We start from the raw sequence: 19295 nt of genomic DNA on the forward strand, positions 1-19295 counted from the left end.
GCCTCCTTTCATAGGGTGTTGGTGTTACGTGGTTTTATTCAGTCGGTGCATCAGGTCGTACTGGACTGCGTGGCGGACGGGGGCGTTGGGCGCCCCGTAGCCGTCATAGGCGCCGCGGCGTTCCACCATTTCGAAGAACACACTGCCCACGGTAGCGGTGTAAAAGTGCAGGAACTCGCCGTCGGCGTCGCGGTCGTACAAAAGGTTCAGCTCCTGCAGCGTGGCCAGGAAGGCGGGGTCCAGCCCGAAGCGGGCGTCCAGGTCCTCGTAGTAGTTGGCCGGTATCTGCAGGAACTCCAGGCCCCGGGCCTTGCAGGCCCTGGCGGTGGCCACCAGGTCAGGCACGGCGAAGGCGATGTGTTCCTGGTACGTCCTCCGGGCGCCCGTCCCCGATGGCTCCGGTTGTGCGTCGCCCTCCCGCTGGATCAGGGGTGCGAGGTTCAGCACCAGCCGGACGGCACGGTCTGCGGTGGCCATGACCTGCGATCGGACCAGGCCGGTGGGGCTGGGCACCTCGGCGAAGGGCTGCGGCTCCAGTGCCAGGGCGCTGGTGTAAAACAGCACGGCCTCGTCAAAGTGCTGCCACGGCTGGGCGAGGTTGACGTGATCGATCACGGCGCCCTCCCCGGCCGCAGGCGCATCCAGCCCTTCACCGAACTCATGTGTCCAGGCGGCGGTGCCGTCGGGACTGCCCTGGCACAGGAAGATCTCCGTGGAGTCCGGCGCTGCGAAGCCCTGGAACACTTCCTCGTTGGCCTGGCTTTTGCGCGGTACCGCGGGGGCCTTGAGCTGCTGCGCCCTGGCGGCGGCAATCACGGGGGAATCGACGTCAAAGCCGAGGGCGCCGATAGCGGCGGTGAGGGCAGGTGCGGCGTCCGCCGTGTTGCCCGCAGCAACAGGCGCATCCTCGTTGACGATGACCCGGGCGTGTCCCATGGTCCACAGCTGCACGTCCTTGGTGCGGTGCCGGCCGTTGAATTCGAAGCCCAGCTGGCCCAGGACGGTTTCCAGCCCCTCGGGGTCGGCGGCCCTGACCTCGGCAAAGTTATAGCCTGCAGGTTCGGCCACCTGCGGCAGGGTGGCAAGTTCCATGGGATAACGACGGCGGCCGGCCCCCGCGAACCCGCCAACAGTTCCGGCGCCGGCAGCGGCAAGAACCGGGGCGTTGGCGTCCAGCCACTTGGCGCTCTGCTCCTCCAGCCAGATCAGCGAGCGCATGCCGTCCACGGCGGTGCGCTCCACGTCGGACTGCCGGAAGACGTCGTTGAAGATTTCCAGGGACACCGGGCCGCTGTACCCGGCCCGGACCACGTGGCCCATGAACTTGGCCAGCTCGAACTGGCCCTCGCCGGGAAAAACGCGGTAGTGCCGGCTCCAGGACAGGACATCCAGGGAGAGCTTCGGCGCATCCGCCACCTGGACGAAGAAGATCCTGTCCGGGCTGAAGGCCTCGATCGGCGCGGTGTCCCAGTTGCGGGACAGGATGTGGAAGGAGTCCAGGCAGGTGCCGAGGTTGGGGTGGTCCACGGCCTCCACCAGCCGGTGGGCGTGCTCGTAGTCACTGACGTACTTCCCCCAGGCCAGGGCCTCGTAAGCGACCTTCACGCCATGGTCCCCGGCCAGCGCCGCCAGCCGGCCGAGCTGTTCCGCGCGGAGGTCGTCGCTGTCGATGCTGGCGGTGGCCACGTTGGAGCAGACCAGGATGGTGTCCATGCCCAGCCGCGCCATCAGCTTGAATTTTGCCTCGGCGCGGCGGAGGTTGGCGGCCAGCAGGTCCTCGGGCACGCTGTCGAAGTCGCGGAAGGGCTGGTAAAGGTCCAGCGTCAGGCCGAGGTCCGCCGCCATCGTGCGCACCTCCCCGGGCGTGAGGGGCGAGGTGACAAGGTCCTGTTCAAAGATTTCAATGCCGTCAAAACCTGCGATGGCGCAGGCCTGCATCTTTTCCTTCAGGGTGCCGGAGAGGCAGACGGTGGCGATTCCGGTGCGCATCAGGCAGTCACCTCTTCCTGGGCCACTAGTTCCAGGAAGTGTCCGCGCATGCGGTCAGCATCGGCGTCGAGCCCGGTGAAGATCCGGAAGGAGTCCGCGGCCTGGCCCACGGCCATGCGGCCGCCGTCCAGGACCTCGCAGCCCTTGGCACGGGCGCCCAGCACAAGTTCGGTTTCGATGGGCCGGTAAACGATGTCCGCCACCCAGTGCCGGGATTCGAGCAGGTCCAGGTCCAGCGGGACGCCCGGGTGTGCCGCCATCCCCACCGGCGTGCAGTGCACCAGGCCGTCTGCCTGCGGCATCAGCTGCGGCAGCTCCGCCGTCGTGCGCGGTGTGATGGTGACGTCCGGGAAGAAGCCGGACAGTTCTGCGGCGCGTGCCACGCAGCGGGCAGCGTCCATGTCCACCAGGTCCAGTACCTTCACGCCGGCGGTGAGCAGGGCATAGGCGACGGCGGACCCGGCGCCGCCGGCGCCGAGCTGGACCACGCGGTCCAGCCGGGCGCCGGGGAGGCCGGCCGCCAGGGCGGCGGCGAAGCCGGAGAAGTCGGTGTTGTGGCCGATAAAGCGGCCGTCTTCAATCACCACGGTGTTGACGGCGCCGAGCCTGCGGGCGTCCGGCGAGACTTCGTCAAGGTGCTGGAGGACCAGCTGCTTGCAGGGGTGGGTGATGTTCAGGCCGTTGAAGCCGAGGCTGCGGGCGGATTTGAGCAGTTCGCCGACGGCGTCACCCGGCAGTCCGAGTTCCAGCAGGTCGATGGGGCGGTACAGGTAGCGCAGGCCTTGGACGTCGCCTTCGCGTTCGTGCATGGGCGGAGTGAGTGACGGCGTGACGCCGTCGCCGACCAGTCCCACAAGGTAGGACTCAGTTCGAATGCTCATCCGGGAAGCTCCTTTGGTACGGCACGTGGCGGGCGGCGGCGCTTGGGGCGGACGCGGCGGGCCAGGTGATAGGGATTACAGTACAACACTTGTTCACTTATCGCACTTATGTTCTTGATGCGAACATTTGGTTTGTTGCCTAGCGCTGCGGCAGCCGTGCGGCGAGTTCGGCGGCGGCATCCTGGAGCAGGGGAACGTGCGCCAGGAGGCCTTCCATGCTCAGTCGGAAAACGGGCACGGCCGTGGCGAGCGACGCGAAGGCGTGGCCCTGGGCGTTGAGCAGCGGAACGGCCACCGCGCGCATCCCGTTCTCATTCTCCTCATCCATCACGGCGTACCCCTGGCGCCGGACCCGGTCCATTTCCGCCCGGAACACGGCGCGGTCCGTAATGGTGTGCTCAGTCAGCGGTTCCAGTTCGAGTTCCTCGATCAGCGCCTCCCGCTCCGCCTCCTCGGCAAATGCCACGAGGGCCTTGCCCACGGCGGTGGCGTGCAGTGCGCCCAAGTGGCCGGGATCGCTGGTGACGCGGAACGTCTGCGGGCCGTCCACCTTGTTCACGGTGAGGTGGTGGTGCCCGTCCCGGACGCTCAGGATGGTGGCCTCGCCGGTCTGTTCAGTGACTCGGCGAAGGATCGGCAGCGCCGTGCCGGCAAAACCGTGATGGTTTGAGACCCGCTGGCCCAGTTGGAAGATCCGCAGGCCCAGGTGATACCGGCGGCCGTCCGGCTCGTAGTCCACAAAACCGTCCCGGGTCAGGGAACCCAGCAGCCGGTAGGTGGTACTGAATGGAAGCTCGGCGCGGCGCGAGATCTCCGCCGCGCTGGCACCCCGGGGCTCATCCCCCAGGAGAACCAGCAGGCTCAGCGCCTTGCCCACCATGTCGGTCCGGTCGCCCTTGGGCGCCTTCTGGTCGATTGAGACGTCGTCGTCAGTTGTGGCTTGATTCACACTCATACCTCGATGTTGCCACATTGTGAGAGCTATTTCTAGATAGTGATTATTTTCTTGACAAGTGACTGCGCTCACAGCCATCATTGCTATATCGCACAAGTAGCTCCCACCATGTGGCTACTAGTCCGGGTCTATGAACGGACACCAGCCGCACCGTCCTCTGCCACGACAGGCAGGTGCGGCTGCGCTTTCCCAGATCCATCCGCGACAACGTCGTCACACCAAAGGAACTTTCATGAGCCAGACACTTCCGTCCGCGGAGCCGGGCACTGCTGCCCCGGCCGGGACGCCAAAGAAAGCAGCCCTCGCCAGCTTCCTGGGCAGCGCCGTCGAATATTACGACTTCTTCATCTTCGGTTCCGCCGCAGCGCTGATTTTCCCGACCGTCTTCTTCCCCAGCGCTGACGCGAACGCCGCCATCATGTCCTTCGCCACCTTCGGTTTTGCGTATGTGGCACGCCCCGTGGGCGCCGTCATCCTGGGCCACTTCGGGGACCGGGTGGGCCGGCAAAAGGTCCTGATGTTCACGCTGGTCCTGATGGGCGCCTCCACCTTCCTCATCGGCTGCCTTCCCGACTTCAAAACTGTTGGCTGGTGGGCTCCGGCCCTGCTGGTCCTCGCCCGGCTTTGCCAGGGCCTCTCCGCCGCCGGTGAACAGGCCGGCGCCTCCTCGATGACACTCGAGCACGCCCCGGACAACCGCCGCTCCTTCTTCACCTCCTGGACCCTCACCGGCACCCAGGGCGGCCAGATCCTCGCGGCCCTCGTCTTCATCCCCGTGCTGGCCCTGCCGGACGAGATCAAGTACGGCATCGGCTGGCGCATCCCGTTCTGGCTCAGCGCCGTGGTTGTGGTGGTTGCGTTCTTCATCCGCCGTTCGCTGCACGAACCCCCCGCTTTCGCGGAAGCACAGAAGACGGCCCAGATCTCCAAGCTCCCCGTTGCCGACCTCCTCAAGGGACACTGGCGCGACGTCCTGCGCGTTGTTGCGTGCGCCTTCATCGCCGCCGTGTCCACCGTGTTCGGTACGCTGGCCATCAGCTACGCCAAGACGGTGGCCGGGGTGGACGGCACCACCACCCTGTGGCTCGTGGTGGGCGCCAACCTCGTGGCACTGGGCACCCAGCCGCTGTTCGGCAAGCTTGCCGACCGGATCGGCCGCAAGCCGGTCTTCATCTACGGCGCCGTGGCCAGCGCCATCCTCACCCCGCTGTTCCTGCTCAGCCTTGAATCGGGCAGCGTGCCGCTGATGTTCGTGGCCGCCATCGGCTTCTTCTCCTTCGGCTATGCCGCCTCCAACGCCGTCTGGCCCTCCTTCTACGCCGAGATGTTCAGCACCAAGGTCCGCTTCTCCGGCCTGGCGATCGGCACGCAGCTGGGCTTCCTGATGGCAGGCTTCGCTCCGGCCATTGTGGCCGCCATGGGCGGCATCAAGCCCGGCGGCTGGGTTCAGATCAGCATTTTCACCGCCGTGATCTGCGGCATCGCGGCAATCTCCGCCCTCACCGCCAAGGAAACCTACAAGGTACCCACCAAGCAGCTTGGCCTGAAGTAACGCACCAGCCCGATCTGACACCGGAAAGCCCGCCACTTCCTCGAGTGGCGGGCTTTCCTGGTGATGACCGGGTTGTTCCGGTGTGAAGAACGACGGCGGCGGCCGGCTTTGGGTGCCTAGGGCCGGCCGGTCTCCAGCACCGAGGCGAGGTCGAAGTTGACCGGTTCCTCCAGCTGGGCGTAGGTGCAGGACTCGGGATCCCGGTCCGGCCGCCAGCGCGAGAACTGGGCTGTGTGCCGGAAGCGCTCACCTTCCATGTGGTCATACCTGACCTCGACCACGAGTTCCGGTTTGAGGGGGACGAAGGACAAGTCCTTGCCCGCGCTCCACCGGCTGCCTTCCGCATTGCGGGGCGTCCGCTCGCCGTCCGCCTGCTTGGCCCAGGCCCACGGGTGGTCCTCGAAGTCGGTGACCAGCGGCTGGAGCTGTTCGAAGAGTTCCTGCCGCCGCTTCATCGGGAACGCCCCGATCACCCCCACGCTGGCCAGGCCGCCGTCGTCCTTGTACAGCCCGAGCAGCAGCGAGCCGATGGCGTCCGGCCCGCTCTTATGCAAACGGTAACCGGCCACCACGCAGTCGGCCGTGCGTTCGTGCTTGATCTTGAACATCACCCGCTTGTCCGGCTGGTAGATGCCCGTGAGCGGTTTGGCCACGATTCCGTCCAGGCCGGCACCCTCGAACTGTTGGAACCACTGCTCTGCAAGGGCCTTGTCCTCGGTGGCGGCGGTGAGGTGGACGGGAGCCTTGCTGCCGGCGAGCGCCGTTTCCAGTGCGGCCCGGCGCTCCGCGAAGGGCCGGCCGGTGAAGTCCTCCTCCCCCAACGCCAGCAGGTCGAAGGCCACGAATTTGGCGGGTGTCTGCTCCGAGAGCAGTTTCACCCGGCTGGCTGCGGGGTGGATGCGTTGTTGCAGCGCGTCGAAATCCAGGCGCTGGCCGGAAGCGTCCACCAGGATGATCTCGCCGTCCACCACACACCGGGGTGGCAGATTCTCCTTCAGGGCAACCACCAGCTCGGGGAAATACCGCGTCATGGGTTTTTCATTGCGGCTGCCGATTTCAAGGTCGTCGCCGTCACGGAAGATGATGGACCGGAAACCGTCCCATTTGGGTTCGTAGCTCAGGCCGCTCCCTTCGGGGACGCCGCCAAGGCCGCTGACGGATTTGGCAAGCATGGGTGAAACGGGAGGCATCACGGGAAGTTGCATAGTGCCCATTCTTGCCCGCCATCCGCGCCGGCGGTAGGGCTAGGCCTGGGATCGTCGCACGTCAGCGGCGAGGAGCAGCTCGGATTCGCGGAGGATGCGGGCCGCTGCCGCCGAGTCCACCGCCACGGTGGTGCCCCGCGAGGCCAGCCGGACCTCGTGCCGTGGACCCTCCCGGGTGCCATGGCCGGGCGCCGGGACCAGGCCTTCCTGCCGCGTGTCCACCAGCTGGTGCCTGTCAAGCTCCTGGTCCTGGATGCCCACTGCCAGTGCGCTCATCAAATCAGCGTCCTCCGGCGTCGCGAGGTTGCTGCCGATCAGTTGGACGAGGACTTGGATCCCGGCCAGCCGTCGCTTGGGATCGGCGTCGTCCAGCGCAGAGTCGATGCCCCACTGGGCGCGCTTCCACCACTGGTCCCGCTTGTCGGCGTTCGATTTCTGCCGGTAGGTCAGGAAGGCCACCAGAACAACGCCAAAGGTGGCAAGCGGGGCCACGGCCGCTGCGCCCAGGATGGCTGTCCAGATCCCGCTGCCGAGTTCCATGCCACCACCCTATGCGCCCGGTTCCCCGCAGCGGCCCAATTCCGCGCTGCAGCGGCCCATTTCCGGCCGGCCGTTCTTCCCTGGGCGCCGAAACCGGACCGGCGCAGGGAACTAACAGGGCCCTAACCATCAGGAAACCGCACCGCAACAATGCGCGGCCACACTGGAAGTGCCGGCAAATGCAGGCACCAGCTCCAGCCAGGAGGCCACCATGTTGAAGGAAGTCAAAGCCCACGCGACCCGGGTCCGCGCCCTCGACCAACTCCACCGCGGCGACGAAATCGAAGCCCGCCTGTCAGTGGGCCCGAACTATGACGATGTGGTTATCCGGCGCGGCAGCGTTCAGGAAACAGCGCCGGGCATCGGTGTTGTGTGGATCATGGACCGTCTGACCGGCCTCCGGAAAGCCGTCAACACAGACGAATGCAGTGTGTGGCGGGTCGCCTGAGTCGTCTGCTGGAGGTGCTGGCCGGTGGCGGGTGTAGTCAGTAAGGACTGCCCGCCGGCCAGCACCCAATTCCGAACCACGTTCACCCGAGCCGCCTGCCCGGGTGAAGCCCGGTTCAGCCCGGATCCGGCCGCGACAGCGAGTGCAGCCACTCGATGGCGCCGTCAGTTATCGGATGGGCTACGCCGAGAGTTTCAAGGAACGAACGTGCGTCGTGCATCTCGGCCTCGCGCCGGGCGGCATGCGTGGATGTGCCCTCGAGAATCCGGGACACCGCACGTTTCCCTTCCGGGCCAAGCTCGGAAGCTATTTGGTCAATGATCCACTCCTCCGCTCCTGCCGCCCGGGCAGCAGTGACGGATTCGAGGACCGCCGCGGCGAGGCCTTTCATAAAGACGCTCCGCAGCAATTTGAGCCCCGCCGCGGCTCCCGCTTCCTCGCCCACAGTGCTGGCAGGAATCTGCAGTCCGGCCAGGATGGACTGCAGCTGCGCGGCCCCGGGTCCGCTCATGGCCAGCGGGGTCCGGGCCCCGGATCGTGGAACCGGGGCGAGGATCGCCACGTCAACAAAGGCGATGCCATGCGTGGCCGCTCGTTTCGCGAGGAGCAGCTTATCTGCCGGGCCGGCAGTATTCATGTCAGCGAAGATGGCTCCCTGTTCCATCGCCGGCAACGCCGCGTCCAGGACGGTGCCCGCCGCGCGGCCGCCCACCAGGCTCAGCACGAGCGCTGCCCCGCGGACTGCCGTGGCGACGTCGTCCTCGGAACGGACCCCCGCCGGCGCCGTGGCAACGAGCGGATCAACTGCCGCAACGCTCAGCCCCAGCCGGGCGAGGTCTGCTGCATAGATGCTTCCGGCTTCCCCGAGACCTAAAACGGCGACCTGCATGGGACACTTCCCTCCGTTGCTCCTAAGATTGTAGACAAAATGGTGGCCAGCATCAGCGGTGCCTCTGTTCGGCGATTATGGGAGATAGGGCAGGAATGTCGTCAACGCTTGAAAATGCCTCACCGTCAGCGGACGCGGAACCCGGCGCTGATCAGAGGGTGACCGACATTATCCGCGACGCCATCATCCGTGGTGAGTACGTTCCCAACCAGCGGCTCGTTGAGGCGGACCTCAGTGCCGCTTTCTCGGCAAGCCGGGCCACCGTGCGCACCGCCCTGCTTGAGCTTGCCGGCGAAGGCCTGGTGGAACGGCTGCCGAACCGCGGATCCCGGGTCCGGTCAATTTCCGTGGATGAGGCCATCGAAATCCTGGAGGTGCGGATGGGAGTCGAAGGCCTGTGCGCCGCCAAAACAGCCGCCAGTCTCACGGATGAGGACGCCGAAGCCCTCGGCCGCCTCAGGGCTGCCATGATCGAGTCGGTCGCCGAGGGAGACCTGGTCGAATATGCCCGGCTTAACCGTTACCTGGACGTCAGGATCCGCGAGCTGAGCAATCACGCCACGGCCGCCGATGTGCTGGCGCGGCTGCACGCGCAGAGCGTCCGCCACCAGTTCAAATTGTCGTCCCGGCCCCAGCGCGCAAAGGTCTCGGTCTGGGAGCACGCCGCCATCATCGACGCCGTGGTGGCCCGCGATCCTGAGGCTGCGGAGCAGGCGGTGCGCAGCCACCTGCTGAGCGTCATCGAGGCACTTCGTGAAGTCTCATCCGCCGACTCCGTGCCGCCTGCCGCACCGTAGCCTCACCGGGCAGCGGTCCCCGCAGTGCGCCAGCCGCCGTGGTACTCCGTTCGGGCCGTGACGGCATAAGGCGCAGGGCTCACCACGGCGCGCACACTGAGTTGCTCGTGCGGCTCAACGGTGGTCTTGCGTGATCCGCCGTCCGGCTCACCCCAGATGACATGGACTTCGGTGCCTAGTTCGACGTCGGAATCAACCGCTGCCAGCGACAGGCCGCGCCGTTCGTTGGCGGTGACCCCGGTGAAGAGGGAGAGCCCCACGCCCGTGCCGTCTGCGTCCACCACGGAGTCGTAGTTCGATGAGCCGTAGTTCGCGTTCGGGATGTCGAAGAACTGGTAGCCCGGCTTGTCGCGGTCCAGGAATGACGCCCAGATTTTTGCCAGGTCCTCATCGTTCCAGGCGAGGGTGACCTTTTTGCGCTGCGAAGCGGGGTCCACCTTTTCGAGGGCGTCGCGGCCGATGAAGTCATGATCGAACTTCACGAACGAGCCATAGCCAAGCTCCCACGGCGTCAGGTAGTAGTCCTCGATATTGCCCGAGACGTAGGAGCCCGCGAGCGCGTTGATGGCCTCGTAGCTCGTGGCCGGCAGCCATTCACGGTAGGCCCGTTCGGCGTCGCTGCTGTAGATCGCCGGCAGCGGCGACGGGATCCAGCCCGATTCCAAGGTGTTCGAGGAGTAGGCGCGGGACCCGCAGGGCTCGATGCCGAACTCACTGCCGGCCTCAAGGACAGCGTCGCGGATCTTCCCATGCTGCTCGTAAGGCCCCCAGATCTCCAGTCCCGGGGCTCCCGCCATCCCGTGGCGCAGGGTCCGCACCTGCTCACCGGCAATATTCAGGTGCCCCATGTGGAAGAACTTCACTTGCTCGAGGGTCCCGTTGTTGAGCTTCTCGATAATCTGCCAGGCCTTGGGGCCCTGGATCTGGAAGCGGAAGAATTCGCGCCGGACCGCCTGGCCGAAGGGGCGCGACGGCGACCGGTCGTCATAGGTGCATTCGACGTCGTACCCGCCCGTTTCGGCGTGGAACTGGAGCCAGTTCGCCGCGGGAGCCCGTCCCACGTAGACAAATTCGTTCTCTGCCAGGTGGAACAGGATGCCGTCCCCGATCACGCCCCCGTTGGACGCCGTCGGCACGAACTGCTTGGCGGTGTTCACGGGGAAGTTGGCGAAACTGTTGATCCCGGTGTCCGACAGGAGCTTCAGGGCGCCGGGGCCCTTCATAAAGAAGTTCACCATGTGATGCGACTGGTCGTAGAGCACGGCGGTTTCCCGCCACGCGCGCTGCTCCCGCCGCCAGTTGGTGAACTCCGCGGGGACCACCGGGTAGATATAGGTGCCAAGCTGGGAGTTGCGCAACAGTTCGACGGTGTTGCCTGCCTCGTCGAGTACATCCTGCAGGGACTTGCTTGCCATCGGTTCTTCTCCTTCGGTTCGGTCGGGTTCCTTGGCCGCGCCCCTAGGCGACGCGGTAGTTCTCACGGGCGAACTGCACAAACGGTGCGGGGGCCACGGTGGCGCGCACGGCCACCTGGCGGTGCGGCTCCACCTGGAGCTTGTTCGAATTGGGCTCTTCGCCCCAGAGCACCGTTACCTCATCACCAAGCCCAGCGGTGCCCGGGTGCAGGCTGGCGAGCGAAACGAAGGACTGCTCATTGGCAATATAGCCGCAGTCGAAGGACTGGCCTATCGCGGCCCCGTCCCGGAGGACCAGATCCACCTGGTAGAGGGCGTACCGTGCCTTGGGCAGCTCGATGTACTTCGCGGGAAGGCCCGGCCGCAGGAGCGAGCCGATCGCTTCCTGGACGTCGTCCGGGTTCCACACCAGCGTAACTTTGTGGCGGTGCGAGCCCTCGGGCAGGCCCCTGAGCGCGTCGCTGCCGATGAAATCATGGTCGAAGGCCACGGAGCGGCCGTAGCCGAGGTCGTACGGGGTCAGGTAGTAGTCCTCGATCTCCGGTGAAGCGAAACTTCCGCCGAGCGAGCCGGCCGCCGGGGCGGGAAGCCACTCGCGGTAGGCGCGGAGCGCGTCATCGGAGAAGATTGCCGGCACCGGTGAGGGCACCCAGCCGGATTCGAGGTTCGCGGTGGAGTACCCCTTGGCCCCCACCTGGGTCAGGCCGAACTCCGCGCCGGTCTCCAGCAGCGCGTCCCTGACCCGGGCGCCGTCGGCCCACGGTCCAAAGAGTTCGTATCCGGGCTGGCCGGCCATCCCGTGCCGGATGCTGCGGACTTCCAGCCCCGCGATCGGGAAGCGGCCCATGTGGAAGAACCCGATGTGCGGGACGGGGGCGCCAATCAGCTTCTCGATGATGGCGGGGGCGGTTGGTCCTTGCAGCTCGTACCTGAACAGCCGCGGGTCCCCGGGCCGCACGATCGAGTTTCCGTCCCGCTCCATCTCGACCTCGTGGCCGCCGGTTTCGGCGTGGAACTGCACCCAGTCGAGCACCATCGGGTGCCCCACCAGGTTGTAGGAGTCCTCCTCAAGGTGGGCCAGGATGGCGTCGCCGATCAGTTGCCCCTGGTGGTTGACGGCAATGAACTGCTTGGCGCGGTCCGCCGGGAAGGTGGCGAAGGAGTTCACGGCGAGCCCGCTAAGGAGCGCTTCGGTGCCCGGGCCGCGAAGAAACAGATCGGTCATGTGGTGGGACTGGTCAAGCAGGGCACAGCTGGTCCGCCAGGAGCGCTGTTCGGAGCGCCAGTTGCTGAACTCGGGTGTCACGGGGAAGACGGTGGGGCTGGCCTGCGAGTTGCGCAGCAGTTCCGTTGGAGAGCCCAGCCGTTCGATCGCGGCCTGCAGGGTTTCAGTCATTGCACTGTCTTCGTCACGGTGAACTCCTTTGTTCGACCCGCGCGCCATGAGCGGCAGGCTCCTGAATCGTGAGTCTAGAACATGCGTGCCAGGATTGGTAACAAAATTGTAGCCGAAGCCTTGATTAAGGTGCCGGGGCGTGGTTGTCTGGCACTGTCCGCTGCTGCCGCTGTCGGGAATGCGAAGGCATGACACGGTGCGGAGCGATCCGGAAGGGATTGATCATGGCCACAAAGGGCACTGTGCTCGTCGTGAGTGCGCACGCGGGCGATTTCGTCTGGCGGGCCGGAGGTGCCATCGCCGCCGCAACCGCCCGCGGCGAGCGGGCCGTCGTCGTCTGCCTCTCCTACGGCGAGCGCGGCGAATCGGCCAGCCAATGGCTTGCCGGGAAGTCGCTGGAGGACATCAAGGCCCTGCGCCGCAGCGAGGCCGAGGCCGCCGCCGCCGCACTCGGGGCCGAAGTGGAATTCCTCGACGCCGGCGACTACCCGCTGCTGCCGAGCCGCGAACTGCTCGATCAGCTCGTCACTATTTACCGGCGGGTACAGCCCACCGTGGTGCTGACCCACCCGTTGCTGGACCCGTACAACGGCGATCATCCCGCCGCGGCCAAGCTCGCCATCGAGGCGAGGATCCTGGCCCAGGCCATCGGTTACGACGCCCCCGGCGAGGTGCTCGGCGCGCCGCCGGTGTTCTTCTTCGAGCCGCACCAGCCGGAACAGTGCGACTTCAAGCCCGACGTCCTCCTCGACATCACGGCCGCCTTTCCCGCGAAGCAGAAGGCCATGGAGTGCCTGCCCGCCCAGCAGCACATGTGGGACTACTACACCTCACTGGCGGTACGCCGGGGAGTCCAGGTCAAGCGGAACGCCGGTCCCAACCTCGGCCTGCCGGTGGACACCAAAGGCGAGGCCTACATGCGCTTCTACCCCCAGGTCACCGAGGTCCTTGAATGAAGACCGTTGTGGTAACCGATGTGGCACGGGCGGCGGCCGCGGACATCGAACGGCTCGCAGCGCACGGTGTCGCCACGGTTCACGAAGCGATGGGCCGTACGGGGCTGGTGGGCGTTTCGCTCCGCCCCATCCAGGAAGGCGTCCGGATCGCGGGGTCGGCTGTCACCGTGCTCTGCTGGCCGGGAGACAACCTCATGATCCATGCCGCCGTTGAACAGTGCCGCGCTGGTGACGTCCTCGTGGTGACCACGGCTTCCCCCTCGCTGGATGGCTCGTTCGGGGAGCTGTTTGCCACAGCACTGAAGCACCGCGGCGTCCGCGGCCTGGTCACCACCGGCGGGGTCCGCGATGTTGCTGACCTGAGGGCCATGGGCTTTCCGGTGTGGTCCGCAGCGGTCAATGCCCAGGGCACGGTCAAGGCGACGGCGGGCGCGGTGAATGTGCCCATTCCGGTGGGTGGCACCCTGGTGCGCGCGGGCGACGTCATAGTGGCCGACGACGACGGCGTGCTGTGCGTGCCGCGCCCCGACGTGCAGGAGGTACTGGGGGCTGCCGGTGCGCGGGCCGCCAAAGAGGCGGAGTCCCGCGCGGCCTACCGCCGCGGTGAGTTGAGCCTGGACCGGAACAACCTTCGCGGTGCCCTTGAAAACTTAGGCGTACGGTATGTCAGCGCGGCGGAATATGGTTCCGGGTCCGGCAGCGCGGGCGGGGTCGAGGCGGGGCATGGCCACGGTTGAGGGCATCCCCTGCATGTATTTGCGCGGCGGTACCTCAAAGGGCGCCTTCTTCCTCGCCTCCGATCTTCCCCGCAACCCTGATGACCGCGATGACGTGCTGCTGCGGATCATGGGCACACCGGACCCCCGGCAGATCGACGGGCTTGGCGGGGCGCATCCCCTGACAAGCAAGGTCGCCGTCATTTCACCCTCGGGGAACAGCGACGCCGACGTCGATTACCTCTTCCTGCAGCTCGGCGTGGACTCGGCGTTCGTGACCGACCGGCAGAACTGCGGCAATATCCTTGCCGGCGTGGGACCGTTCGCGGTGGAGCGCGGGCTGGCGCCCGCCGGCGGCGAGCAGACCCGGGTGCGCATCCGCATGGTCAACACGGACAGCATCGCCACCGCCACGTTCGCCACACCCGGCGGCATGGTGGATTACGACGGCGACCTGGCGATCGACGGCGTCCCCGGTACCGCCGGCGCGATCAAACTCAACTTTGAGGACACGGCCGGCGCGGCAACGGGTGCGCTCTTTCCCTCCGGCCACGTGCGGGACAGGGTGGCCGGAGTGGACGTGACCTGCGTGGACAACGGCATGCCGAGCGTCCTGATGCGCGCAACGGACCTCGGCGTCACCGGAAGCGAATCACCTGAAGACCTCGAAGCCAACGCCGCCCTGGCCGAGCGTCTCGCCGCGCTTCGCCTGGCGGCAGCCGAGCTGATGGGCATGGGCGATGTCACCGGCGCCACCGTGCCGAAACTGGTGCTGCTGGCCGCGCCGCGTGCCGGTGGTGCGATCGCCACCCGGAGTTTTCTGCCGGTGCGGGTGCACACCTCGATCGGGGTGCTCGGCGCCCTCACGGTGGGCGCCGGAGTCCTGGCCGAGGGATCCGTGGGCCATGAACTCGCCGTACTGCCGCCGGCAGGAAAGCCCTTCCGGATTGAACATCCAACCGGCCACTTCGATGTTGAGGTCGGGGTGGAAAGGGCCGGCGCCGGCTTCAGGGTCACCCGTTCGGCCGCCCTTCGCACGGCGCGGAAAATCTTCGACGGACGCGTTTTCCCGCGCCCGCGTCTCTAATACCCACCCCGAGAGAGGACAAGTCCATGACCGAGTTCACCTCGTTCGACGTCGCCCACCTGGGGAACGTGGAGCTGCTGACGCCCACCTTCGAGAAGAGCCTGTGGTTCTTCCGTGACCTGCTGGCCATGCGGGTCGTGGCGGAATCCGGAGAGGCCGGGACGTCCGGGGCCGGGAACCGATCGGTATATCTGCGCACGTGGGATGAATACCAGCTCTACACGGTGAAGCTCACTGAAGCGGCAGACGCCGGGGTGGGGCGGACATCGTTCCGGACCACCAGCCAGGAGGCTCTTGAGCGCAGGGTCGGGGCAATCGAGGCGACCGGACTGGGCGTGGGCTGGATTGACGGGGAAGTGGGTACCGGTCCCACGTACGCGTTCCGCGACCCTGACGGGCACGATCTGGCGATCTACTACGAAACCGAGCGTTACGTAGCCACCGATGACAAACCCGCGCTGAAGAACCAGGCCTCCGCGTTCCCCGGCCGCGGCGTCAACGCCCGAAGGCTGGACCACATCAATTTCCTGGCCAAGGACGTGGTGGCCAACGGCGAGTTCGTCGCCTCGGCACTGCGGGGACGCGAAAGTGAGCGGATCAAGCTCGACGACGGCGGGTACGCCGCGTGGTGGTTCCACTTCAACAACAAGTCCTACGACATTGTCTACTCGGATGACTGGCTCAAGCACGGCAACCGGCTCCATCACGTCGCCTTCGCCCCGGACACCCGGGAGGACATCCTGAAGGCGGCGGACATCTTCCTGGAGAACGGCATCCACATCGAGTCGGGGCCGCACAAACATGCCATCAACCAGACCTTCTTCCTGTACGTCTGGGAGCCTGGCGGGAACCGGATTGAACTCGCCAACGCCGGCGCCCGGCTCCTGCTGGACCCCGATTCGCCCGTGGTGGAGTGGACCCAGGAGGAACGCAAGAAAGGCCAGGCCTGGGGCATGAAGACCATCGAAACGTTCCACACTCATGGAACCCCGAACGTCCAGTGACCACAATGAAGTTATCCGGCAATACTGCACAGAGAGGTGCCTAAGCCATGACCGACACAATGAACACTGCGGCCCCGGTAGCAACGGGGCTCTTTATCGGGGGCGCGGAACGGCATGCCGCCGGGACCCTGGAAGTCGCGGATCCAGGCAAGCCGGGTGTCATCGTTGGACACGCGGCAGCGGCCGGGCCCGGCGACGTCGACGATGCGATCGCGGCCGCAAAGGCGGCCTATCCTTCCTGGTCCGCGCTCAGCGCGAGGGAACGTGCCGAGCAGATGCGCGTGGCGTTGGAGGGCATCGCCGATTTTCGCGATGAGGATGCCGCCATCCTTTCGCAGGAGAACGGAAAGATCCGGATGGAGGCCTGGGTGGACTCCCTCGTCTTCGAGATCCGCTGGAACCTTGCCCTCGCGCTGGCCGACGACGTGGACGCGACCAAGGTGCTCCCGCCGGCACCCGGGGTTCCCGTCTCCACCACCGTCGCGTATCAGCCGCTCGGCGTCGTAACCATCATCGTGCCGTTCAACTGGCCCATCGCCATCCTCGCGGCGTCCCTGCCGCACGCACTCCTCGCCGGGAACACCGCGATCGTGAAGCCGCCGCCCACCACGCCGCTTGCCACCACCCGTGTGGTCCAGAGGATTGCCGAGAAGCTGCCGGCGGGAGTGTTGAACGTCGTCACCGGCAAGGACGCTGACATGTCCGCCCTGATTACCAGCCCGGATGTGGCCAAGGTCTGCTTCACGGGCAGTGTGGCGGGCGGCAAACGGATCATGGAAATGGCATCGAAGTCGCTGACCCGGGTAACGCTGGAGCTCGGCGGAAACGACCCCGCCGTCGTCCTCGAGGACGCGGTCCTGGACGACACGCACCTGGACCGCCTGTACGCCGCGGTCTTCGACACCACCGGGCAGATCTGCATGAATGCCAAGCGGATCTACGTCCACCGCTCCCGTCTGGACGAGATGGTCCGCGGACTCTCGGAGCGGCTGGACCGGGCGGTCATCGGTTACGGCCTGGCGGAGGGCACCACGATGGGCCCGCTGCACTCTCCGGCCCAGAAGGCGTTCGTCAGCGAGATCATCGAGGAGGCGAAGGCGGCAGGCGCAGACGTCCGGGAGTTCGGGACGCTGCCAACCGATCCGGAGCTGGCAGGCGGCAACTTCCTGCGCCCCGCCCTCGTGATCGACCCCGACCCGTCACTGCGCGTTGTCACCCAGGAGCAGTTTGGCCCGGTCATCCCGCTCATCCCGTTCGACAACGAGGACGAGGCCATCCGGTCAGCGAACGATTCGTGGTCGGGGCTTTGCGGCTCGGTGTGGACGGCCGATCCGGACAAGGCCAACCGGGTGGGCGGGCGGCTGGTCTGCGGCTACGTCTGGGTCAACGATCACGGCGCCACCCGGCTGGACCTGCGGGCGCCCTTTGGCGGGATGAAGCAGTCCGGCATGGGCCGGGAACAGGGAATCGAGGGCGTCCGTGCGTTCCAGGACACCCGTTCGATCGCCCACCTCGAGCCCGAAGGCCCGCCCGCAGCGCCCCCGGCGGGCTAGTTCCGGAAGCATCCCAGGCCCCACCACTTTACCTATATACATTCCCTATGCGCATAGGTAAAGTGGTGGGCAGGCGCACTGTCGCGCCCCGCCGAAAGGATTTGCGATCGTGACCAAAATCTCGCACGCGACCAACCGTGCAGCATCGCTCGAACTCATGAAGGATTTTTCCCTCGAGATGACCGGGAAGGACATCCCGGCGCTCATCGAGGCCAGGCCCCTCATCCCCCTCGGGACGAGGATCAACGTGACCTTCCTCGGCAACGAAGACCTGGACATGCGTGTGGCCGCAGCGAAGGCAGTCCGCGAACTCGGGTTCGTGCCCGTCCCGCATATCTCGGCCCGCCGCCTGAAGTCCCGGCAGCAGCTTGAGGAGTTCCTCGGCCGCCTGCAGGAAGTGGACGCCACCGGACACGTGTTCGTCATCGGCGGCGATCCCACCCGGCCTGAAGGTCCTTACCCGGATTCGCTGGCCGTGATCAACAGCGGAATCCTGCAGCAGTTCGGGGTCCGCGAAGTCGGGATCGCCGGCTACCCCGAAGGCCACCCGGACATCTCCACGGACACCCTGTGGCGGGCCCTGGAAGAGAAGTCCGCCGCCCTCGAGGAGCACGGCTTTGACCCTCTGATCGTGACCCAGTTCGCCTTCGACAGCGCTCCCGTTGCCGAGTGGGTCGACGCCGTCCGGGCCAGGGGCATCAAGGCGCCCATCCGCATCGGCACCCCCGGACCGGCCGGGGTCAAGCGGCTCCTGGGCTTCGCACGCCGCTTCGGCATCGGCGCGAATGCCATGATCGTTAAGAAATACGGCTTCTCCCTCACCAACCTGATGGGGGTTGCGGGACCGGACAACTTCGTCAACGACCTTGCCGCCGTGCTTGCCGAACACGCCGCGGGCCCCGGGCTGGGCGGACAGATCGGACTGCATTTTTACACCTTCGGAGGCCTCGCGGAAACCGCGGGCTGGGTCCGCCGGTTCAACCCCGGTGAGGAGTGAGGCGGCAGCAGTGGCTGTACACACCGAGGCCAAACGTGACCAGGCCTGCCTGATAGTCCACGGGCCGGACCAGCCGGGAATCGTCGCGGCGGTCGCCGCACTGGTCACCCGCAACAACGGAAACATCATCTCGCTCGACCAGTATTCGTCAGATCCCACGGGCGGCGACTTCTTTCAGCGGGTGGTGTTCTCCCGGCCCGACCTCGCGGTGGCAATGCCCGGGATAAAGGATGATCTGGAGAAAACCCTGAACCCGTTGGGAATGGCCTGGAAGCTCACCGACCAATCCGTGCCCAAGCGCATGGCCATCCTGGTCTCGACGTCCGATCACTGCCTGCTCGAGCTGCTCTGGCGGCACCGCCGGGGCGAGCTGCCGGTGACCATCCCGATGGTGATCTCCAACCACACCAATACCGCTGAAGATGTCCGCTCCTTCGGGGTGCCCTTCTTCCACGTGCCCTCGGGCGACGCCGACAAGTCACACCCGGAGTCCGAGATCCTGAAGCTGCTTGCGGGCAATGTGGATTTTGTGGTGCTTGCCCGCTACATGCAGATCCTGTCGCCGGATTTCCTCGACCGGGCCGGGGTGCCGCTGATCAACATCCATCACTCCTTCCTGCCGGCGTTCATCGGCGCGGCCCCGTACCGGAAGGCGAAGCAGCGGGGCGTAAAACTGATCGGCGCCACCGCGCACTACGTGACCAGGGACCTCGATGAGGGCCCCATCATCGAACAGGATGTGGCCCGCGTGAGCCACGCCCACTCGGCCACCGATCTTCAGGCCCGCGGAGCATATGTCGAGCGGGCCGTGCTCTCGCGGGCCGTGCAGTGGCACGCCGAAGACCGTGTCATCCGGCACGGCAACCAGACCATCGTTTTCTGATCCGCCGCCGGCGGATCAGCCTGACCAAACAA

At 66.4% G+C, this 19295-nt stretch carries 18 protein-coding genes; 10 read left to right on the forward strand and 8 right to left on the reverse strand.

The features are described 5' to 3' along the window. Nucleotides 1-24 precede the first annotated feature (24 nt). The 3 genes from SBP01_RS19185 to SBP01_RS19195 all read right to left on the reverse strand — a co-directional run bounded on the left by SBP01_RS19185 (nucleotide 25) and on the right by SBP01_RS19195 (nucleotide 3825). On the reverse strand, nucleotides 25-1989 hold the full coding sequence (locus tag SBP01_RS19185) for a bifunctional sugar phosphate isomerase/epimerase/4-hydroxyphenylpyruvate dioxygenase family protein (RefSeq protein ID WP_320536948.1): 1965 nt from the start codon (nucleotides 1987-1989) through the stop codon (nucleotides 25-27). After that, the gene (locus SBP01_RS19190; protein ID WP_320536949.1) at nucleotides 1989-2870 is read right to left on the reverse strand and encodes a shikimate dehydrogenase; all 882 of its coding nucleotides are present in this window, start codon (nucleotides 2868-2870) and stop codon (nucleotides 1989-1991) included. The genes SBP01_RS19185 and SBP01_RS19190 overlap by 1 nt, the downstream gene beginning before the upstream one ends. 139 nt (nucleotides 2871-3009) lie before the next feature. Further along, a complete protein-coding gene (locus SBP01_RS19195) occupies nucleotides 3010-3825 on the reverse strand; it encodes an IclR family transcriptional regulator (protein ID WP_320536950.1) in 816 nt (271 codons plus the stop codon). Between the two features lie 232 nt (nucleotides 3826-4057). Here SBP01_RS19195 and SBP01_RS19200 point away from each other — a divergent pair, with 232 nt between their 5' ends. Next, on the forward strand, nucleotides 4058-5377 hold the full coding sequence (locus SBP01_RS19200) for an MFS transporter (protein ID WP_275213063.1): 1320 nt from the start codon (nucleotides 4058-4060) through the stop codon (nucleotides 5375-5377). Between the two features lie 116 nt (nucleotides 5378-5493). Here the strand turns inward: SBP01_RS19200 and SBP01_RS19205 are convergent, their stop codons facing one another. Further along, nucleotides 5494-6582, reverse strand: a complete 1089-nt coding sequence (locus SBP01_RS19205; RefSeq protein ID WP_320536951.1) for an ATP-dependent DNA ligase — start codon at nucleotides 6580-6582, stop codon at nucleotides 5494-5496. Nucleotides 6583-6621: 39 nt separating this feature from the next. Beyond that, nucleotides 6622-7122, reverse strand: coding sequence for a hypothetical protein (locus SBP01_RS19210; RefSeq protein ID WP_275213060.1), 501 nt, complete (start codon nucleotides 7120-7122; stop codon nucleotides 6622-6624). 211 nt (nucleotides 7123-7333) lie between these two features. Here SBP01_RS19210 and SBP01_RS19215 point away from each other — a divergent pair, with 211 nt between their 5' ends. After that, on the forward strand, nucleotides 7334-7570 hold the full coding sequence (locus SBP01_RS19215) for a hypothetical protein (RefSeq protein ID WP_275213059.1): 237 nt from the start codon (nucleotides 7334-7336) through the stop codon (nucleotides 7568-7570). Between the two features lie 115 nt (nucleotides 7571-7685). Here the strand turns inward: SBP01_RS19215 and SBP01_RS19220 are convergent, their stop codons facing one another. Continuing rightward, nucleotides 7686-8459: an NAD(P)-dependent oxidoreductase gene (locus SBP01_RS19220; RefSeq protein ID WP_320536952.1), complete on the reverse strand. Its 774-nt coding sequence runs from the start codon at nucleotides 8457-8459 to the stop codon at nucleotides 7686-7688. Between the two features lie 158 nt (nucleotides 8460-8617). On the opposite strand from SBP01_RS19220, the gene SBP01_RS19225 reads away from it, so the two are divergent. After that, on the forward strand, nucleotides 8618-9256 hold the full coding sequence (locus tag SBP01_RS19225; protein ID WP_275213057.1) for a GntR family transcriptional regulator: 639 nt from the start codon (nucleotides 8618-8620) through the stop codon (nucleotides 9254-9256). 2 nt (nucleotides 9257-9258) lie between these two features. Here SBP01_RS19225 and ligM read toward each other — a convergent pair whose 3' ends face one another. Together ligM and SBP01_RS19235 are read right to left on the reverse strand one after the other, a co-directional pair. Next, nucleotides 9259-10671: a vanillate/3-O-methylgallate O-demethylase gene (ligM, locus tag SBP01_RS19230; RefSeq protein ID WP_320536953.1), complete on the reverse strand. Its 1413-nt coding sequence runs from the start codon at nucleotides 10669-10671 to the stop codon at nucleotides 9259-9261. 43 nt (nucleotides 10672-10714) lie between these two features. Beyond that, entirely contained in the window at nucleotides 10715-12067 is a 1353-nt protein-coding gene (locus tag SBP01_RS19235) for an aminomethyl transferase family protein (RefSeq protein ID WP_320536954.1), read from the reverse strand. 224 nt (nucleotides 12068-12291) lie between these two features. Here SBP01_RS19235 and SBP01_RS19240 point away from each other — a divergent pair, with 224 nt between their 5' ends. The 7 genes from SBP01_RS19240 to purU all read left to right on the forward strand — a co-directional run bounded on the left by SBP01_RS19240 (nucleotide 12292) and on the right by purU (nucleotide 19263). Then, a complete protein-coding gene (locus SBP01_RS19240) occupies nucleotides 12292-13023 on the forward strand; it encodes a PIG-L deacetylase family protein (RefSeq protein ID WP_320536955.1) in 732 nt (243 codons plus the stop codon). Next, the gene (locus SBP01_RS19245) at nucleotides 13020-13760 is read left to right on the forward strand and encodes a 4-carboxy-4-hydroxy-2-oxoadipate aldolase/oxaloacetate decarboxylase (protein ID WP_320536956.1); all 741 of its coding nucleotides are present in this window, start codon (nucleotides 13020-13022) and stop codon (nucleotides 13758-13760) included. Before SBP01_RS19240 ends, SBP01_RS19245 begins: the two co-directional genes overlap by 4 nt. Further along, complete coding sequence (locus SBP01_RS19250) at nucleotides 13747-14826, forward strand: 4-oxalomesaconate tautomerase (RefSeq protein ID WP_320536957.1); 1080 nt, start codon at nucleotides 13747-13749, stop codon at nucleotides 14824-14826. Before SBP01_RS19245 ends, SBP01_RS19250 begins: the two co-directional genes overlap by 14 nt. A gap of 26 nt (nucleotides 14827-14852) precedes the next feature. Continuing rightward, nucleotides 14853-15830, forward strand: coding sequence for a VOC family protein (locus SBP01_RS19255; RefSeq protein WP_320536958.1), 978 nt, complete (start codon nucleotides 14853-14855; stop codon nucleotides 15828-15830). A gap of 47 nt (nucleotides 15831-15877) precedes the next feature. Beyond that, the gene (locus SBP01_RS19260; RefSeq protein WP_320536959.1) at nucleotides 15878-17383 is read left to right on the forward strand and encodes an aldehyde dehydrogenase family protein; all 1506 of its coding nucleotides are present in this window, start codon (nucleotides 15878-15880) and stop codon (nucleotides 17381-17383) included. Between the two features lie 109 nt (nucleotides 17384-17492). After that, a complete protein-coding gene (locus SBP01_RS19265; RefSeq protein WP_320536960.1) occupies nucleotides 17493-18380 on the forward strand; it encodes a methylenetetrahydrofolate reductase in 888 nt (295 codons plus the stop codon). Between the two features lie 10 nt (nucleotides 18381-18390). Then, on the forward strand, nucleotides 18391-19263 hold the full coding sequence (gene purU / locus SBP01_RS19270) for a formyltetrahydrofolate deformylase (RefSeq protein ID WP_275213048.1): 873 nt from the start codon (nucleotides 18391-18393) through the stop codon (nucleotides 19261-19263). The last annotated feature ends 32 nt before the right edge of the window (nucleotides 19264-19295 follow it).

The sequence above is a fragment of the Pseudarthrobacter sp. IC2-21 genome (assembly GCF_034048115.1).
Taxonomy (GTDB): Bacteria; Actinomycetota; Actinomycetes; order Actinomycetales; family Micrococcaceae; genus Arthrobacter; species Arthrobacter naphthalenicus.

Bases quoted from the DNA above. Each gene is read 5' to 3' on its own strand.
- SBP01_RS19185 (WP_320536948.1), bottom strand. From the start codon at position 1,989: ATGCGCACCGGAATCGCCACCGTCTGCCTCTCCGGCACCCTGAAGGAA.
- SBP01_RS19190 (WP_320536949.1), bottom strand. From the start codon at position 2,870: ATGAGCATTCGAACTGAGTCCTACCTTGTGGGACTGGTCGGCGACGGC.
- SBP01_RS19195 (WP_320536950.1), bottom strand. From the start codon at position 3,825: ATGAGTGTGAATCAAGCCACAACTGACGACGACGTCTCAATCGACCAG.
- SBP01_RS19200 (WP_275213063.1), top strand. From the start codon at position 4,058: ATGAGCCAGACACTTCCGTCCGCGGAGCCGGGCACTGCTGCCCCGGCC.
- SBP01_RS19205 (WP_320536951.1), bottom strand. From the start codon at position 6,582: ATGCAACTTCCCGTGATGCCTCCCGTTTCACCCATGCTTGCCAAATCC.
- SBP01_RS19210 (WP_275213060.1), bottom strand. From the start codon at position 7,122: ATGGAACTCGGCAGCGGGATCTGGACAGCCATCCTGGGCGCAGCGGCC.
- SBP01_RS19215 (WP_275213059.1), top strand. From the start codon at position 7,334: ATGTTGAAGGAAGTCAAAGCCCACGCGACCCGGGTCCGCGCCCTCGAC.
- SBP01_RS19220 (WP_320536952.1), bottom strand. From the start codon at position 8,459: ATGCAGGTCGCCGTTTTAGGTCTCGGGGAAGCCGGAAGCATCTATGCA.
- ligM (WP_320536953.1), bottom strand. From the start codon at position 10,671: ATGGCAAGCAAGTCCCTGCAGGATGTACTCGACGAGGCAGGCAACACC.
- SBP01_RS19235 (WP_320536954.1), bottom strand. From the start codon at position 12,067: ATGACTGAAACCCTGCAGGCCGCGATCGAACGGCTGGGCTCTCCAACG.
- SBP01_RS19240 (WP_320536955.1), top strand. From the start codon at position 12,292: ATGGCCACAAAGGGCACTGTGCTCGTCGTGAGTGCGCACGCGGGCGAT.
- SBP01_RS19245 (WP_320536956.1), top strand. From the start codon at position 13,020: ATGAAGACCGTTGTGGTAACCGATGTGGCACGGGCGGCGGCCGCGGAC.
- SBP01_RS19250 (WP_320536957.1), top strand. From the start codon at position 13,747: ATGGCCACGGTTGAGGGCATCCCCTGCATGTATTTGCGCGGCGGTACC.
- SBP01_RS19255 (WP_320536958.1), top strand. From the start codon at position 14,853: ATGACCGAGTTCACCTCGTTCGACGTCGCCCACCTGGGGAACGTGGAG.
- SBP01_RS19260 (WP_320536959.1), top strand. From the start codon at position 15,878: ATGACCGACACAATGAACACTGCGGCCCCGGTAGCAACGGGGCTCTTT.